The organism is Paenalcaligenes sp. Me131 (assembly GCF_050487225.1).
GTDB lineage: Bacteria > Pseudomonadota > Gammaproteobacteria > Burkholderiales > Burkholderiaceae_B > Paenalcaligenes.
The window spans coordinates 141303-157275 of sequence record NZ_JBKQGY010000004.1 but is presented as its reverse complement, the minus strand read 5'-3'; the positions used below and the strand labels follow the sequence as shown (position 1 = coordinate 157275).

Below are 15973 nucleotides of genomic sequence, written 5' to 3'. Positions count from 1 at the left end.
CGTTATCACCACGATACGGTGTGCGGCACTATCGCGTTATGCGAAGGGAAGTGTGGCAATACTTCCTCTGCCAACTCTTGAATTACCTCTGCAGCAGGCCTTTTAGCAAATTGAATACCTAATGCCGCATGATTCACCCCTGCCGCTTGCCAGTCATGTAATAAGCTCATCAAGCCTTTACGCCCAGTACGCAGTACAAAACCACCTTGCAAGGGAGTACGTGGGTAATTAGGATCGTCCACCAAATCAATCCATTCATTGGTGGTGTGTGGACGAAAGCCTCCGTCCGGAATCAACGCTCGCCATGCGCGTATCTTCTCTGCCAACCGTTGTGGACCTTGTGCATGATGCGTTGCGTCTGGATTGGTTAACCACCCGTCGGCATGCTCTGCAATCCACGATAACGATTGCCCTGATCCCCCTGTGACCAGCAACGGAACACGCCCGGTCACCGGTTTAGGCAAGAACTCTACCCCGCCCATTTCGCCCAGCGTAGAGTGTATAGACAGCTCGCCCTCTTGCATCACACGGCGAAAATAGGCTACCGACTCTGCAAAGCGTTGTGCTCGTTCACCATGCTCCAACCCATAAGCCGGAAACTCTACAGGCCTGTCGCCCGATGCTATCCCCAACACCAACCTACCACCCGATAGCTGATCAATGGTTGTGGCTGCTTTCGCTAAATCCAAAGGATGTCGTAGCGTAAAAATAGCGCTACCCGTCGCCAACGAAATCGTCGTCGTACGAGCTGCTAAAAACGCCAAATAGGTAAAGGGGTCAAACACTTGCCCAGCATCACCAAATGAAGGATCAAACAAGGGCACATCACGCACCCACGTCGCTGCAAACCCGTAGCGATCCAGCTTTTCTACCAAATCTGCTTGGCCCTGCAGCACCGTCATATCCCCTTGAAAAAAGCGCAAGGGCAAGAACACACCCAGGGTTAAACGTTCGGGCGCAAACATACGGCTATAACCGGGGTGGGTACTAAAGGCAGGGGAAGATGCCCCCGCCACAACAGAAGACACACCTACTACAGTATTCATGATCTTTTCCTCAATGACACACAGGCTAACGTCACACCAACAGGCCTTTTGCATCAAACGGTGACTACTCTACATGGCTGCTAAAAATTAGTATTTCTAATTTCTAGCAGCTACCAAATAGCCTATTCTCCGTTGGGTGTTGAATTGAGTAAAACGATCATTTCTAGCCTATAACTTTAGAAAATCTAAAGTCATAAAACAGAGCTTAGTTTTCTATACCTTTATGCGCAGCACGGACTCGTGCAAAGGTTTGCTCGGCTTCATCTAGTGTTAACACCAGACCAAACCTATCTTGCAAACATGCCGACCACTCGCCTGCCTCAGTAAATTGCTGTCTATACACCTTATGATCCGCGCTGCCACGCTTCGTGAAAGTCGCGTTATGCAACAACTCACGCGCGTCAGGCGTGGTGCGGCTAATGATCAGCTCTTGCTTAAACACCGACCTAGGGTTCGTACTGGTGTACCAATTCCCCACATCATAATCGGCCCGTTGCGCTGGCTCTAACGTGAACTGATACACCGCCCGCCACCCTCTGGGCATTTGGAATTCTACGCAGTAGCAGCCAGGTGTATGTTCCGTCACTCTAAAGCAACCATGCGGCGTTTCTTGAGGCACATCAACCACCAACGCTAATGGCGCTGTTAGCGTGGTGGAACCAAACGACACATCCACCAACCATAAGCCGCCGTCTATACGCACCCCAAGCAACATGTGGGTAAGCCCCGTTTCCACATGCGCGGGAACCTGCCACCGTACACGAGCAATCAGCGGCACTACGTCATAACCCAACTGCTCTAACACTTCTCTAAACAGTGTATTTTGCTCAAAACAATAGCCACCACGCCGCTGAATCAATAGCTTGTTTTCTAACGCATCCAGATCCAGCGATACAGGTAAATCGTTATATGGAGCAAGATTTTCAAACGGAAATGTTTGAGGATGCAGCGCGTGCAAGGTACGCAATAACGCCAGCGTAGGCTGTCGCTCACCCTGATAACCAAGGCAGTCAAAATAACGGGACAGCAATGTAGTAGAAGACATAAGCAAGATGACCTTCTGGGTAAGACCGGTTTGCTACAAACCTATGGTTATCCAACGATAAACTTACTCTAACACATTCAATTCATTCATTGAGTGATGAAATATGTTTTGGGCGATCTGGGTACACACCTAGGTAGTGCAACCCACGGAATACCGTCCCCTCAGGCACGACCAATGATGGATCGCCATAACAAATAACGGCATTCACCTGATCAATGCCTACTGCTACCGCTTGGGCTAAGGCTGCCGACTCAGCCGTGTCTGTTGAGAACGTTGCATCCGCTAATGCGTCAGCCACCGGCAGTGGTTCGTCAAAAAACTCGGCGTAAAACAGATCGTAGTCAAACTCGCCTGCCTCCCCCATATCCGCCAGCATCGCGGAATCTTCACCGTCGTCGTTGCCAAGATAGTCATAAAAAGCGAACTTATCCCCAGGAAACGTGCCCACCCAACAATGTATAACATCGTTTGGCTGCGGCCCTTTAGGATGGAACTCCTCTACCCACTGCCAGACCAGCTCATTTGGAATGCCACGTCGCTTCGCTAGATTCTCATAGCCATCCGTAGTACGAAAATAGGCCTCGTCGGCAATTTCGCGGCGGAACTCAGGGGAATACTCTGCAGTAGATTTAGTCGTCATGGTTGATTGCTCTATGTGTTCTACAACGTGATGTCAGTCTTGCTTGCCCTACTTGGCTCATTTGTACAGAGTAGGGGCACGTGTGGGGGCACGGTAATGCCGTGTGAGCCGCCTTTACACAGTACAACATAGCCACATACTGCACTCTGCCTTTTGCGCGAGCAACAAAAAACCCGCTATCACAAGTAATAGCGGGTTTAAAGGCATTAGCAATGTTCTGGCGCGTCCAGCAGGATTCGAACCTGCGGCCGCCCGCTTAGAAGGCGGGTGCTCTATCCAGCTGAGCTATGGACGCGTTTCAGGAGATGAACTCCAGTGAATCAGGGATTATAGCGTGAAGCTAGGCGCAAAAGAAAGCACTACGCGTATCAGCGCTGAGCATTCTGTTGACGCTTCTTCTCTTCACGCGATGTACAGCACTTTTGCCAGAAGTTGAAAAGGTGGGTAGAGCGCAAAATAGACACGCGCGGCAAGGCAAACATATCATCTCCAGCATGCGCCAACCCCCTAAAGGTGGCCGTGGCATTGCTGTAACCTGCCTCTTTTACCCATTCCCGTACTTCTACAGACTCATCCCCAAAAGGGTAGCAAAACGACTGCACTTCGGCTTGAGTGATGTCTTCCAGTACCGACTTAGATTCTCGTAACTGTCGTACACCTTCCTCTTTGCCCACTTTGGTCATGTAAACGTGATCAATAGTGTGTGACCCAACCTCTAAGCCCGCCGCATGCCACTGCCGCATTTGATCCGCATTCATCAGTTCAGACGGCAACGCACCTTTAGCCTGCGCCCAACCGTTGTCCCGTAACCCTGACACCATGTAATTGGTTGCCGTAAAGCCGTGCTTTAACAACACGGGCAATGCATTTTCTAGCACGTTCACGTAACCATCATCAAAGGTTAGTGCCACTACTTTGCCTTGTTTTTCTCCGCGTAAATACGGCAAGGCATCACGCATGCTCACACCGGTGTAGCCCAGCATTTTCAACAGCCGCATTTGGTTTGCAAAGCGGCGTGGATGCACAGTAGCACCGCGCAAGTATGTGCCTCGGGGCGAGGGCTCACCGATCTGGTGATACATCAATATAGGTATCATCGCTAGCGCATCTAAAAAGAGAAAATTCAAGACAGCATTATTGCACTGTACTTCTGACTAGAATGCAACATTCACGCCCAACGTGTACAAATAGTCACCTTGGGGCGTAAGGAAACCAACAAAATCAGGGGCCTAAACACTATATACTGGTGCAGTCATTCTACGCTGTAACCCTTATCTTCCCTGTCTTGATAATGCCTTCTTTCGTTTTAGTTCTACGCCGCTTCAGTATTGCGCTACTGACCTTAATGCTAAGTTTAACCACCGCTCAGGCTGGTATCAGTTACTCGCTATTAGAGAATCAGGCCGCGCCGGGTGAGACAGTCACCGTACGCGCCATTTTATTTAATGATGGCAGCGCGCCACTGAGCTGGACACCGCCAAAAAACTTAGTCATGCAATGGCGTGGCAAAGATTCCGTCACACGCAGCTTGGCGTATTTGCAAACCCAAGGCAAACCCGTTGATGTGCCGGTTAACAACTTCGTTATTTTCAACTGGACGGCTGTTGTTCCTACGGCTGTAAATGGCGTTCAAGCAGTCAGTGTTGAAGGTGCTCCGGATTTATTTGCTTTGGATACCAGCCGTGGTGATCCTAACCCGCTGTTAGCGTCGTTAGCTGAAACACCTGTAGTCAATGCTGGTGCCGCTGCACCAGGTGAAACGCATGATCCGGTATTGGACGAAACCAGCGTACGCGCCGCAGGTGCTACGCAAGGCTACGGCCCTTCGGTCACACAAACCGCCCATGCCCCTGTTGGTACATCGGCGTTTGAGAACTTCCGCAATGCGATCTCTTTGTATGAGCCTATTTACTTTGTGTTGGGCAATAGACCAGAAACCAATGCGCGTTTCCAACTAAGCTTTAAATATCGCCTGTTTAACCCTACGGACCCCACACAAGATAGCTTCATGGATCACTTCTATGCGGCCTATACCCAAACCTCACTGTGGGACTTAAGCTCTGACTCACTGCCATTTGTAGACACCACCTATAACCCCAGCGTGTTCTGGTACAAAGAACGCATGTGGGACAGCGCAAACAATCGCTTCTTTGTAGGCTTGAACTCGGGGGTAGAACACGCCTCCAACGGTAAGGATGGCGATGACTCCCGTTCGTTGAATGATTTCTACATACAGCCAGAGTTTGCTTATCGCTTCGATGGCGGCAGCACATTGAAGTTCAGCCCACGCGTAAAAGCCTATTTTGCGATGAGTGAAAACGGTGACTACCCCGATTATTTGGGTAGAGTGGACTGGAAACTGAGCTGGGCACAAGATAATGGCCTGAAATTAGCAGGTACTTATAGACAAGGTCATCACGGACGAAATTCTATGCAGCTAGATGCCTCATGGCCTCTGAAACGACTGTATAGCGGGATGAACGGCTATTTGTACCTGCAATATTATCGCGGTTATGGTGAGACTTTATTGGGCTACAGACACAAAAGCGAACCCCAATTACGCATTGGTTTAGCATTAGTTCCATAAAAAGCTTCCTTTTTAAAAATCACTGTGTTAATATTTAATTCTTCGGGGCGTAGCGCAGCCTGGTAGCGCATCTGGTTTGGGACCAGAGGGTCGCATGTTCGAATCATGTCGCCCCGACCAATACTAAAAAGGGATTACATCACACGATGTAATCCCTTTTTTCATGGCTGAAACACACAGCCAAAAACAAAGCCTCTGGACTCCAGAGGCTTTTGTTATTTACAGCGAGTACGGTTTACGTACACCACATTAGAAACGGCCGTACTCGGCAACCACATTGCCAGACTCATCCAACAAATACACTGGCAAGGTTCCTGGAATCTCTGGCCCCATGCCTGGCGAGTTTTGCGGCATCCCTGGCACCGAAATACCTACCGCCTTAGGTCGCTCTGCCAAGAGCTTCTGAATCGCTGCTACAGGCACGTGTCCTTCAATCACGTAACCATCCAACTCTACCGTGTGACAACTAGGCGCTTGATCTGTGCCTAACTGCTGTTTGACAGGCACCATGTCGGCATGATCCACACGTGTTACGGCCATGCCATGCTGCTCTAAGTAATCGGCATAGGCATTACAACAGCCACACCATGGATCTTTGTGCAACACCGCTTGCAATGTTGCTGGTGCTGCCAGCGCCGAACCCACAGGAACCAGTGCGGCTAACGCCAGCACACAGGAAGCTAAACGTGTCATGATCACTCCTGAAAATTTGACCCTAACAACGTAAAGCTTCCTACTGTGTTAGGGTCAAGTTTTTTACACCTCAGGATGATCTAGATCAGATGGCTTACCTTTGCCATCCAACGCCTGCAGATGCTGTGGCTCGAGTAGCTGCGCTCTATCCCAACTACATAGCTCAGCCGCTGCATCTACCGCATGCGCCCACGTACAACGGTTAGCAAACAACATACCGAACACATCTAGGGTGCCACCGCGGTTGATGTAACCCAACGCCCGTGTGCCCGCCACACCGCTATCCAATCTACGCAATACACCCAACATAGGCTCAGGCCGTGTGTGGGTCAGCAGCACACGTTTCATACCTGCAGGGAACAGTTGCTGCAAGGTAGCATCGTCCAACACACTTTGCGCTTCTAGCTTATCGCGGGGCACACGCAAACGGCCTGGCTCCATAATCACGGTCACACAACTGCTGCGACCCTGCTTTTCTAACCATGCATGCGCTTTTAAAGCTTCTTCTAGCTGGTACGCCCCCATGGCCACCAACTGCACCTCAGCGGATTCAGGTGTACCCACCAAATGCCATGCCCCTGCTTCCACCAGTTTCTTTGCGGTATCAGCATCAAACCGGTTAGGCGTATCACGCTTAGAGATAATCAAGGTCGCCACTTGAGCACGGTGTTGATACACATTGCTCATCGCCGCAATCGCGGTATTACCGTCTACAGGGAACAGCACGCGAGACGTGTCAGACATTTCGCCCAGCAACGCCTCACCAATCGTTGGGTCTTGGTGAGACTGCTCGTTTTTGGAGTTCTCCCAGGTGTGGGATGTCACGATCAGTGGCACCGACAACCATGCAGGGCTTTGCCCCATTTCACGCTGACGACGGGAGAAGATAATTTCCTGACGCAAGATGCCCAGCATTTTCACCGCGAAGGCCTCATAGGTCACAATCAAATTCAGACCTATTTTGTTCGCCAGCGCAGCAGCGGCTACAGCCTCTTCGTTCAAGGCGGTGATCACTGACCCCAACACGCTTTCAGGTACGCCTGCTTCGGGTTCGTTCACACGGTGACGCAAACGCTGTAAGGTGCCGCCCATTTTGTTACTGGCCAGCTCGTCCGGATTTCCAATGCGTACACGCACGTCTGGGTTGGCATCCAGTACGCTCAGGAACCAATCGTCCAAGGCTTGCATAGGAGACGCCACTTTACCTACCGTTTCCCCTTCCCATGCAGGCAAACTAATGTTTTCTGGATGACGATCCACCAGTGCATGCTGACTTTCTTTCACCCTATTTTGCTGCTGATGCGTATCTAGGCATGCTAAGGCCTCATCCAACTCAACAGCGGGGATAAACAACGCACTGACGCTGTTATTAAACGCATCACGCGCATGCTGGTCTTTAGAAGGGTTACCACCCAAAGGCAGGTTATGAGCAGCATTCGTACCTGCACCCGCAAAGCCAAAACCTTTTTCGGTTTCTGCAATGATGTACGGCAACGGTGCGGGGTACTGATGTTGAGGCTGAGCAATAAAGTTAGCCAATCTGTGCTCGGCTTCTAGGATGCCCCATGCGATCGCGGCGGGGTCTCTGCCATCGACGATCATAGGATCAAACCCATTATGGCGTAGGTCTTCTGCCAACCACGGCGCACCACCTTCTTGTGCGATTTGGGTACGCTCTTCAATACGGCGGCCATTCAATACCATCACGGGAATAGCCATGCCACTGTCTTCGGCACGCCACCAACGTGGCGCCCAATCCGCACCACGCTGCTCTTCAAAAGCACCATCACTTAAGAATGCCACGACGCTTTCACCAGGCACAGGCATATGCACATATTGCAAACCTGCAAAGCCCAAGTAGCCCCCTTCCATAATGGCACCGGCTGTTGCTGGACCAGCATGACTACCCAACGGCACAGCGGCATGACCTTCCGCATCCATCGCATAGCTATAGAAGTCTTTCATTAACTGCGCCAACCCTGCTTCGCTGCGGTCATACCTACCTTTCTGGTAGGAAGACACATCCCCTGTCAGCGCATTAATGGCCTCAATTGCCGCCACGCAGTGCCCCTGCCCCATTAACCACGAACGGGTATCGCCTGTGAGCGCATTAGCCACCAAGTAGGCCACAAAGGCTGGCACCATATTCAGAGCACCACCCGTATGCCCCTCAGGTACAGCTTTAAAATCTTCGGCTTGTAATGGCGCGCCCGACAAATTAATGCGCTGAGCATAGGTCATGTGGGCCACGATACTCATGGCCATGCAGCTGACTTTATCGGCTGCTAGCAGCAACTTATAACCGGCTTCTACCGTTGGCAATTTCCCTTCTGCATGCAAGCGCTCTAGCAATGCTTGCACTCGCTCAACCGTCTCTGGTTGATGGCGAATAGGGCCTTTACCCTGTTGCCATTGTGACTGTAGAGCATTCATTGTTTGTGTTGTCATGGTGCTGCTATCTCCGCTGATTGGCCGCTCGCTTCCAGAGCCGCCCGTATGAAGTTGCTGTGTTTCATCTCGTGCAAAAAGCTTACTAACCAATCATAGGCCAGTTGACGCTCCTTAGGGACGGCCATGGCCTGCTGAATAGCCGTGAAATGCCCGTCTAACACGCGATACTCAGGATGCTCTGCCACATAGGCTAATAACGGCTGGCGCACACCTGCTGCTGCATCTAGTTTCTGCTCGGCAAATAGATCCATGGCCGCTGCCGAAGTAGAAGCTCGCTCTAAACTGGCATGCTGCAAATGGCGCGATAAAAACAAATCGTAAGCAGCCCCATGCCCCACAGCAATACGCACACCCGCTTGATCCAACTGATCAACACTAGTAAAGGGCGCATCCTTGGCCACCATATAAGTGCCTTCTATTTGTACGTATGCTTCTGTGAACTGTATACGTTGGGCCCGTAATGGATCTATGGCTAAAAACGCCAAATCCCATTCATCGTTATCACGCCCAGCCACCACCTTACCTGCGGCGTCATAACTGACAAACTGAGGGGTCACACCCAAGCGCTCTGCCACTGCTCTAGCCAAGTCAGCTGCCACACCCTGCGGTTGGCTATCACTCGCGCCACGCTGTACCAACACGGGATTTCCGTAATTCATGGCCACACGCAGCACGCCCGACGGAGCCAGATTACGTAACACCTCCTGTGTTTCCATCATGCTTTTCTCCTCGTCAACTTGTTTACAGAGAATTACCTACTCTGCGGCAACCCCTGTGTATGAACTCTCTATAATAGCGCTAGTCCCCTAGTAAAAGCTGGCCTATAACGGCCTGCACTACCGCAACTCAAAGGCTTATTATGTCCTCTTCTTCATCCGACGATCTGGCCAAACTACTGCTACGTTTAGGTGTGGGCGTCTTACTCTTGCTGCACGGTCTACATAAGCTCTCTTATGGCGTAAGCGGCATTGAGCAATTACTGATTAACAAAGGCTTACCGCACTATGTAGCGTGGGGGGTTTTTGTAGGCGAGATCATCGCACCGCTATTAATGATTACTGGCCTGTACACCCGCTTGGCTGGTTGGCTCGCTACCGTCAGCATGCTTTTTGCATTATGGTTAGCCCATAGTCACCAATTCCTCAGCCTAAACAGCAGTGGTGGCTGGCGTATTGAACTGCAAGCCCTGTTCTTGATCGGTAGTCTGTGCATCGCCCTGCAAGGTGCTGGTAGACACAGCCTTGGTGGCTCTGGTGGCCGCTGGAATTAAGTTTTTTTGTGTATGTTATGACCCTAGTAGCCAAACCCGAATACAGCACCCAAACCCTAGACGATTATCGTCAGCAGTTTGCGCAGCATCTGCCTAACTTGCCTATAGCATTATGGAACGACCCAAACCTGGATGTAGAAAGCATTCAGTACGCGATGGTATGTCGCCCAGAACCCGGTTTCTTGGCATCTCTACCTAATCTAAAAGTGGTGTTTAGCACGGGCGCGGGTGTAGAGCACATCACTCGCGACCCACACTACCCCTGGCACGTACCGCTAGTACGTATGCATACACAAGAAGCCACCCAACAAATGGCGGAACACGTACTGATGTGTAGCATGATGAGTGTACGGCGCTACCCCATTGCCATGCGCGCACAGCAACACAGCCAATGGCAAGACTATGAAATCCCACGCAGCATTGCCAACACCACGGTGGGGGTTATGGGGTTAGGCAACTTTGGTTTGCATACAGCCCAACAGTTGCACCGCAGTGGCTTTAACGTCATTGGCTGGTCACGCTCACGCCATGCTCATGACTTTATGGAGTGTTATGCCGGCCAAGAAGAGCTGGCTGACTTCCTGTCACGCAGCCATATCTTGGTATGCTTGTTGCCCCGCACCGATGCCACACACCACATTCTGAATCAACACACATTAGGCCAACTACCTGCCGGTGCTAGCCTGATTAATGTAGGACGTGGCGCGCATGTGAAGACCGATGACCTACGTGCTGTGCTGGATTCTCAACACTTAAGCTATGCTTTCTTAGATGTGTTTGAGCAAGAACCCCTGCCTGCTGATTCGTGGCTCTGGCAGCACCCTAGTGCCATCACTACCCCGCACGTAGCCGCGAATGCTACGCTGGAAGCTAGCATTCACTACGTGTCTGAACAAATACGACACTTTGAAGCTGGGGAATCGCTGCGTAATGTGTATGACGTGCAGCAGAAGTATTGATACTGATTATTAATTCTACGCAATGTACGTAGTCGCACTGTGAGACAAGCATGACCATACTTATAAAATCCGGAGACCCTTCTTCTATTCAGCAATGGCAATCACTATTTGCTGAGCATTTACCCAAACTCACTGTACGCTGGTGGGAAGATACTAGCGTAGACCCAAACAACGTCCGTTATGTCTTAGTGTGGGAACCCGACCCGGGCTTTCTGGGGCAGTTCCCTAACCTAGAGGTTATTTTCAGCAGTGGCGCTGGGGTAGACCATATCACTGCGCGTGATCCCGACTACCCAAAACACCTTCCCCTAGTCCGCATGTATACGCCGGAGTCTGCACAACACATGGCAGAACATGTGCTGATGTGCTGTTTGATGGCCACACGGGGATTTGTTCAAGCCACCCATCAGCAGCAAAACAAAACTTGGCACACCTATGAAACCCCCGCCATTGCCAGTGATATCACGGTAGGTATTATGGGTTTAGGAAATCTTGGCCTGCACACTGCTCAATATGTACACAATGCAGGCTTTAAGGTCATAGGTTGGTCACGCTCCGCCAAACATATTCCATTTATGGACAGCTACGCTGGCGATGAACAATTACCTGAGTTTTTACAGCGTAGCCACATCATCGTGTGCTTGCTACCTCAAACGCCCGAAACGCAGCATATTTTAAATGCCCAAACCCTAGCCCTACTTCCCAAAGGCGCAACCGTTATTAATGTGGGCAGAGGCACACATCTGGATATTACGGCCCTAAAAAATGCCTTGGATACACAGCACTTGGGCTATGCCTATTTAGACGTATTTGCAGAAGAACCTCTGGACACCCAAAGCTGGCTATGGACTCACCCACAAGTCGTGATCAGTCCACACGTCGCCGCTAATGCGCCACGCGCAGCCCGAGTGACCTATTTGTCTGCCCAGATTACAGCACATGAGTCGGGACAACCGATGCAAAACATCTATAGTCCCGAGTTAGGTTATTAACGCTAGCGTTACATCATGCCCGGACGCTGAATCGCACTGCCATCTACCAATCTAGCATGGCGAAACGGCGTCGCATCTACCACGGTCGTGTCATTACACACTAAGTCTGCCGTGAGCCTCCCAGCGCCTAAACCTATACCAAAACCGTGCCCACTGTAACCCGAGGAGATAATCAACCCCGGAATGTGCTCTACCGTGGAAATAACAGGTATCCCATCGGGGGTGCTATCAATCAGTCCAGACCACGCCTCCTCGATCTTGACGCCTTTAAGCTCTGGAAATGTGTTCACCATTACTTTTTCAGCTTCAGCGACTAATGAGTCTTCAGCCCGTAATGGCAAGATCCTAAAACGTTCAAAGGGCGAAACTTCGTCGTAAGACCACTGGCGATACCACGCTTCTGGCCCCTCAAAAAAACTCTTACCTATGCGTATTTTTAAGCCACCATGGCGCTCTTTCATCATGGGTAGAAACTTGGGTGCATAACGCATTCCCTGAGGCGTAATATCCAAACGACCACGACCACCTAGGCCTAAGGTATAACCGCCATCCAAGCGCCTACGCATGGCTACTCCCGGCACAGATAGCCCACCGGTGAAAATTTCTGGTGCTGGCCCAGTACGCAAGGCCGTGCTGTACACACTAGCTTGCGGCAAACTAACCCCCAACCTGCGCAAGAACAACGACGACCAAGCCCCACCTGCACACACCACCGTATGGCAAGTGATGTAACCTTTCTCGGTATAAACGCCGCTCACTCGACCTGCGCTCAGTTCCACCCCGCGCACGGCACAATGCTGCACTATTATCACGCCAGCACGTCGCGCCGCTTGCGCTAAAAACGGCACTGCACATCCAGGCTCCGCCCTACCATCTGTAGGACTAGTTGCACCTCCCAGCCATTGCTTGGTCGTGCCTTTAGCCATGCTTTGTGCCTCACGCGCACTCAGCATTCTGCAGTCCATATCGTAGGCTTTAGCCATCTGATTCCAAGCTTCCCACTGATCTACATCAGATTGCTTGTCGGATACATAGGTAATACCGGAAGCCCTAAAACTAATATCTCGGCCAATCTCTTCCGAAATCTCTGCCCACCGTTGCAGACTGTATTTGATCAGTGGGATTTCGCGCTCATCACGATTTTGCTTACGACACCACCCCCAATTTCGGCTGGACTGCTCATCGGCAATTCGCCCTTTTTCTAGTAGCACCACTTGCACACCCTTACGAGCTAACTCATAGGCAGTGGCTACACCAACAACTCCGCCCCCAACCACAACTACATCGGTGCTTGCAGGCATGTCCTGATCCACTTCTATTTTCAGCAAATCTGATGGCATATCTATACCTTTCTATGGAGTTAAAGCTCAACAGCACGCAAATTAAGATCATCACGTATACAGGCTTTCCAGTGCCCTGGCTGCACCTCTTTAAGTTCTGGTCGTGTGTCGGCACAACCAGCCACCGCATAGCGACACCGGTTACGAAACACACAACCAGAAGGAGGATTAATAGGGCTAGGAATATCACCTTGCAACACAATACGATTACGTTTGGTCTTAGTCGGATCAGGCACAGGCACAGCAGAAAGCAGTGCCTCGGTATAGGGGTGTTGTGGGCTAGTGAACAAGCTAGCAGTAGGTGCTATTTCTACCATTCTGCCTAGGTACATCACTGCCACCCTATCGGAAATATGCCCAACTACAGATAAATCATGAGCAATAAACAAAATGGAAATACCCAATTTGCTTTTCAGCTCTAGCAGCAGGTTGACTATCTGCGCCTGAATAGACACATCCAATGCAGATACTGGCTCATCGGCCACTAACAACTCTGGCTCGCACATCAAGGCCCTCGCTATACCCACCCTCTGACGTTGCCCCCCAGAAAACTCATGTGCATAACGTTGCATTTGATCTGCCCGCAAGCCCACTGTCTTGAGCATTTCCTCAATGCGGTTACGACGTTCGTCGCGAGTATTCGCTAGCTTATGAATTTCTAATGGCGCACTAAGGATAGCTTCAATGGTATGACGTGGGTTTAACGAGGCATAAGGATCTTGAAACACCAACTGCATTTTGCGACGAATAGTCCGCAAACTACGTTTATCTAACTCGGTAATATCCTGCCCTTTGAAAAGTATCTTTCCAGCAGAAGGCTCCACCAAGCGCAATACACTACGACCTACTGTGGTCTTACCTGAACCAGACTCCCCTACCAACCCTAGGATTTCCTGACGTTGTAGACTAAAACTAATGTTGTCCACAGCACGCAGTTCTTGCTGCACCCGTCCGAAAAAATCTTTTTTAATGGCATAGCGCTTACTCAGCCCTTGCACATCCAATACTGTTTCTTCATGCATGTTGCAGGCTCCCTGCTACGTTTTCCCATCGAGCACAACGTACCCAATGCTGGGCACTGACTTCAGCCAATGCGGGATTTGCTTGCTGACAAACATCCGCATCAAAGTGCTGACAACGTGGGCCGAAATGACAACCTGAAGGCAATGCCAAAGGACTAGGAACAGAACCAGGAATCGCCGGCAGATCGCTTTGATGCCCCTCTCCCAAACTCAGTTTAGGCACAGACTTCAATAGTCCTTGGGTATAAGGCATGCCTGGTTGCGCAAATAATGCTTCTACAGTGGCCTGCTCTACAATCTGTCCGCAATACATCACCATGACTCTGTCAGCAATTTCTGCCACCACCCCCAAATTATGGGTAATGAACAGTAATGCCATCTTGGTTTTTTGCTGAAGCTCTTGCAACAACTCTGTGATTTGCGCTTGTATCGTGACATCCAGTGCCGTGGTGGGCTCATCGGCGATCAACAGACAGGGATCATTGGCTAATGCCATGGCAATCATGGCACGCTGACGCATCCCTCCAGACATCTCATGGGGATAGTTTTTCAAACGCTCTCGGGGTGCAGAAATACCCACCATATCCAGTAGTTCTGCTGCCCTATCAAAGGCTGCCGCTTTACTGATTCCATGGTGTATACGTACCCCTTCTGCAATCTGTTTGCCTATAGTGTGTAACGGGTTAAACGATGTCATGGGTTCTTGAAACACCATGGCTATATCTGTACCACGGCGGTGTCGCATTTCTTTTTCAGACAATGACAACAAATTTACTGGCTGCGTATCGTGCGTTCCCTGAAACCAGACCTCACCCGATAACTGCGCTCTAGGGGCAGGGGGCGTTAACCGCATCAGCCCTAAACTGGTGACGCTTTTGCCTGATCCCGACTCGCCCACCAACGCGACGGTTTCCCCTTGTGCCACATCGAAAGAGACTTGATTCACTGCTGTCACCAAGCCATTGACTGTTTTAAAGCGCACGCTTAAGTCTTTTACCTGCAGTACCGGCGTTGCCTGTTTGGATTCATGTTGCATTACTGAGCCTCCGCTTTAGGATCCAACGCATCACGCAAACCATCACCGATAAAGTTGATACTGGTAACAGACAACGTAATCATCAAACCAGGCAAAATGGCTAACCACGGTGCATTGCGCAAATACGATTGCGCGCCACCCAGCATGTTTCCCCAACTAGGGACAGGTGGCTGGATACCGTAGCCCAGAAAGCTGATATAGGATTCCATTAAAATGGCATACGCCACACTTAATGTCGCGGCTACGACAATGGGGGCTACCGCATTAGGCAATAACTCTCTAAACATAATGCGCCAACTGCTAGCACCCAACGCCAGCGATGCCACCGCAAAATCTCGCTGTTTCAATGAGCGCATCTGCGCTTCAACAATACGCGCCACCTCCATCCATCCTGTCGCGGCCAAAAGCAAAATAATGGAACTCACATCTGGCTTAATAAATGCAGCCAATGCCAACAACAAAAAGATGGTGGGAAAGCACAAAACCGCATCCACAAAACGCATTAACAGCGTACCGATGCTGCCACCAAAATAGCCGGCCACCACACCAACCACGACGCCAATACACATACTAATCAGCATGGCGCCAAAACCCACTGCTAATGAAATACGCCCTGCCATCAACAATCTAGCCAGCATATCTCGGCCTAACTGATCAGTACCAAACCAATACTTACCGTCTAAAGGCGGTGTGAAACGCGCCAGAATATTGACCTGCGTATCGTTATGCGTCAGAAAGTACGGCCCAAACACACAGGCAGCCACCAACAAAACAATCGTTACCACTCCAAACATGGCCAAGCGATGGCTCATGAAACGGCGCAGTGCTGTATTGCGATGTTGAAGAGGGATTGCCCCTTCTTGAATCACGTCTACAGTTGCCATAGTTTTAC

General features: G+C 50.6%; 15 protein-coding genes and 2 tRNA genes. 5 read left to right on the top strand and 12 right to left on the bottom strand.

Going from position 1 to position 15973, the window contains the following annotated elements; translation table 11 throughout:
• Positions 1 to 5: 5 nt before the first annotated feature.
• From ACLPHM_RS15730 to ACLPHM_RS15710, 5 genes are all read right to left on the bottom strand, one after another.
• A complete protein-coding gene (locus ACLPHM_RS15730; RefSeq protein WP_430222153.1) occupies positions 6 to 1046 on the bottom strand; it encodes an LLM class oxidoreductase in 1041 nt (346 codons plus the stop codon).
• 205 nt (positions 1047 to 1251) lie between these two features.
• Positions 1252 to 2091, bottom strand: coding sequence for an arylamine N-acetyltransferase family protein (locus tag ACLPHM_RS15725; RefSeq protein WP_430222152.1), 840 nt, complete (start codon positions 2089 to 2091; stop codon positions 1252 to 1254).
• 82 nt (positions 2092 to 2173) lie between these two features.
• Positions 2174 to 2731 (bottom strand): hypothetical protein, encoded by a 558-nt coding sequence (locus ACLPHM_RS15720; RefSeq protein WP_430222151.1) that lies wholly within the window; start codon positions 2729 to 2731, stop codon positions 2174 to 2176.
• 218 nt (positions 2732 to 2949) lie between these two features.
• A tRNA-Arg gene (locus tag ACLPHM_RS15715) sits at positions 2950 to 3026 on the bottom strand.
• 73 nt (positions 3027 to 3099) lie between these two features.
• Positions 3100 to 3813, bottom strand: coding sequence for a polysaccharide deacetylase family protein (locus ACLPHM_RS15710; RefSeq protein WP_430222150.1), 714 nt, complete (start codon positions 3811 to 3813; stop codon positions 3100 to 3102).
• Between the two features lie 209 nt (positions 3814 to 4022).
• On the opposite strand from ACLPHM_RS15710, the gene ACLPHM_RS15705 reads away from it, so the two are divergent.
• Together ACLPHM_RS15705 and ACLPHM_RS15700 are read left to right on the top strand one after the other, a co-directional pair.
• Positions 4023 to 5318, top strand: a complete 1296-nt coding sequence (locus ACLPHM_RS15705; protein ID WP_430222149.1) for a phospholipase A — start codon at positions 4023 to 4025, stop codon at positions 5316 to 5318.
• A 43-nt stretch (positions 5319 to 5361) separates the two neighbouring features.
• Positions 5362 to 5438 (top strand) — tRNA-Pro (locus ACLPHM_RS15700).
• A gap of 129 nt (positions 5439 to 5567) precedes the next feature.
• Here ACLPHM_RS15700 and ACLPHM_RS15695 read toward each other — a convergent pair.
• The 3 genes from ACLPHM_RS15695 to ACLPHM_RS15685 all read right to left on the bottom strand — a co-directional run bounded on the left by ACLPHM_RS15695 (position 5568) and on the right by ACLPHM_RS15685 (position 9181).
• Complete coding sequence (locus ACLPHM_RS15695) at positions 5568 to 6011, bottom strand: DUF411 domain-containing protein (RefSeq protein WP_430222148.1); 444 nt, start codon at positions 6009 to 6011, stop codon at positions 5568 to 5570.
• 63 nt (positions 6012 to 6074) lie between these two features.
• Positions 6075 to 8459, bottom strand: coding sequence for a phosphoketolase family protein (locus tag ACLPHM_RS15690; RefSeq protein WP_430222147.1), 2385 nt, complete (start codon positions 8457 to 8459; stop codon positions 6075 to 6077).
• Entirely contained in the window at positions 8456 to 9181 is a 726-nt protein-coding gene (locus ACLPHM_RS15685) for an ABC transporter substrate-binding protein (protein WP_430222146.1), read from the bottom strand. Before ACLPHM_RS15685 ends, ACLPHM_RS15690 begins: the two co-directional genes overlap by 4 nt.
• Positions 9182 to 9321: 140 nt before the next feature.
• On the opposite strand from ACLPHM_RS15685, the gene ACLPHM_RS15680 reads away from it, so the two are divergent.
• From ACLPHM_RS15680 to ACLPHM_RS15670, 3 genes are read left to right on the top strand one after another with little or no spacing between them, the layout of a single operon-like run.
• Positions 9322 to 9732, top strand: a complete 411-nt coding sequence (locus ACLPHM_RS15680; protein WP_430222145.1) for a DoxX family protein — start codon at positions 9322 to 9324, stop codon at positions 9730 to 9732.
• Positions 9733 to 9749: 17 nt separating this feature from the next.
• Positions 9750 to 10691 (top strand): 2-hydroxyacid dehydrogenase, encoded by a 942-nt coding sequence (locus tag ACLPHM_RS15675; protein WP_430222144.1) that lies wholly within the window; start codon positions 9750 to 9752, stop codon positions 10689 to 10691.
• Positions 10692 to 10741: 50 nt separating this feature from the next.
• On the top strand, positions 10742 to 11683 hold the full coding sequence (locus tag ACLPHM_RS15670; protein ID WP_430222143.1) for a 2-hydroxyacid dehydrogenase: 942 nt from the start codon (positions 10742 to 10744) through the stop codon (positions 11681 to 11683).
• An 8-nt stretch (positions 11684 to 11691) separates the two neighbouring features.
• Here ACLPHM_RS15670 and ACLPHM_RS15665 read toward each other — a convergent pair whose 3' ends face one another.
• Genes ACLPHM_RS15665 through ACLPHM_RS15650 form a run of 4 tightly spaced genes read right to left on the bottom strand, consistent with a single transcriptional unit; the run spans position 11692 to position 15965 of the window.
• Positions 11692 to 13023, bottom strand: a complete 1332-nt coding sequence (locus tag ACLPHM_RS15665; protein ID WP_430222142.1) for an NAD(P)/FAD-dependent oxidoreductase — start codon at positions 13021 to 13023, stop codon at positions 11692 to 11694.
• A 20-nt stretch (positions 13024 to 13043) separates the two neighbouring features.
• On the bottom strand, positions 13044 to 14045 hold the full coding sequence (locus tag ACLPHM_RS15660) for an ABC transporter ATP-binding protein (protein ID WP_430222141.1): 1002 nt from the start codon (positions 14043 to 14045) through the stop codon (positions 13044 to 13046).
• Positions 14038 to 15081: an ABC transporter ATP-binding protein gene (locus ACLPHM_RS15655; protein WP_430222140.1), complete on the bottom strand. Its 1044-nt coding sequence runs from the start codon at positions 15079 to 15081 to the stop codon at positions 14038 to 14040. The genes ACLPHM_RS15660 and ACLPHM_RS15655 overlap by 8 nt, the downstream gene beginning before the upstream one ends.
• Complete coding sequence (locus ACLPHM_RS15650) at positions 15081 to 15965, bottom strand: ABC transporter permease (RefSeq protein WP_430222139.1); 885 nt, start codon at positions 15963 to 15965, stop codon at positions 15081 to 15083. The genes ACLPHM_RS15655 and ACLPHM_RS15650 overlap by 1 nt, the downstream gene beginning before the upstream one ends.
• Positions 15966 to 15973 lie beyond the last annotated feature (8 nt).

What these genes read in the sequence shown, in the direction of transcription:
- ACLPHM_RS15665 (WP_430222142.1), bottom strand. Translation starts at nt 13,023, where the DNA reads ATGCCATCAGATTTGCTGAAAATAGAAGTGGATCAGGACATGCCTGCA.
- ACLPHM_RS15675 (WP_430222144.1), top strand. Translation starts at nt 9,750, where the DNA reads ATGACCCTAGTAGCCAAACCCGAATACAGCACCCAAACCCTAGACGAT.
- ACLPHM_RS15670 (WP_430222143.1), top strand. Translation starts at nt 10,742, where the DNA reads ATGACCATACTTATAAAATCCGGAGACCCTTCTTCTATTCAGCAATGG.
- ACLPHM_RS15695 (WP_430222148.1), bottom strand. Translation starts at nt 6,011, where the DNA reads ATGACACGTTTAGCTTCCTGTGTGCTGGCGTTAGCCGCACTGGTTCCT.
- ACLPHM_RS15650 (WP_430222139.1), bottom strand. Translation starts at nt 15,965, where the DNA reads ATGGCAACTGTAGACGTGATTCAAGAAGGGGCAATCCCTCTTCAACAT.
- ACLPHM_RS15725 (WP_430222152.1), bottom strand. Translation starts at nt 2,091, where the DNA reads ATGTCTTCTACTACATTGCTGTCCCGTTATTTTGACTGCCTTGGTTAT.
- ACLPHM_RS15685 (WP_430222146.1), bottom strand. Translation starts at nt 9,181, where the DNA reads ATGATGGAAACACAGGAGGTGTTACGTAATCTGGCTCCGTCGGGCGTG.
- ACLPHM_RS15660 (WP_430222141.1), bottom strand. Translation starts at nt 14,045, where the DNA reads ATGCATGAAGAAACAGTATTGGATGTGCAAGGGCTGAGTAAGCGCTAT.
- ACLPHM_RS15705 (WP_430222149.1), top strand. Translation starts at nt 4,023, where the DNA reads ATGCCTTCTTTCGTTTTAGTTCTACGCCGCTTCAGTATTGCGCTACTG.
- ACLPHM_RS15720 (WP_430222151.1), bottom strand. Translation starts at nt 2,731, where the DNA reads ATGACGACTAAATCTACTGCAGAGTATTCCCCTGAGTTCCGCCGCGAA.
- ACLPHM_RS15730 (WP_430222153.1), bottom strand. Translation starts at nt 1,046, where the DNA reads ATGAATACTGTAGTAGGTGTGTCTTCTGTTGTGGCGGGGGCATCTTCC.
- ACLPHM_RS15710 (WP_430222150.1), bottom strand. Translation starts at nt 3,813, where the DNA reads ATGTATCACCAGATCGGTGAGCCCTCGCCCCGAGGCACATACTTGCGC.
- ACLPHM_RS15655 (WP_430222140.1), bottom strand. Translation starts at nt 15,081, where the DNA reads ATGCAACATGAATCCAAACAGGCAACGCCGGTACTGCAGGTAAAAGAC.
- ACLPHM_RS15690 (WP_430222147.1), bottom strand. Translation starts at nt 8,459, where the DNA reads ATGACAACACAAACAATGAATGCTCTACAGTCACAATGGCAACAGGGT.
- ACLPHM_RS15680 (WP_430222145.1), top strand. Translation starts at nt 9,322, where the DNA reads ATGTCCTCTTCTTCATCCGACGATCTGGCCAAACTACTGCTACGTTTA.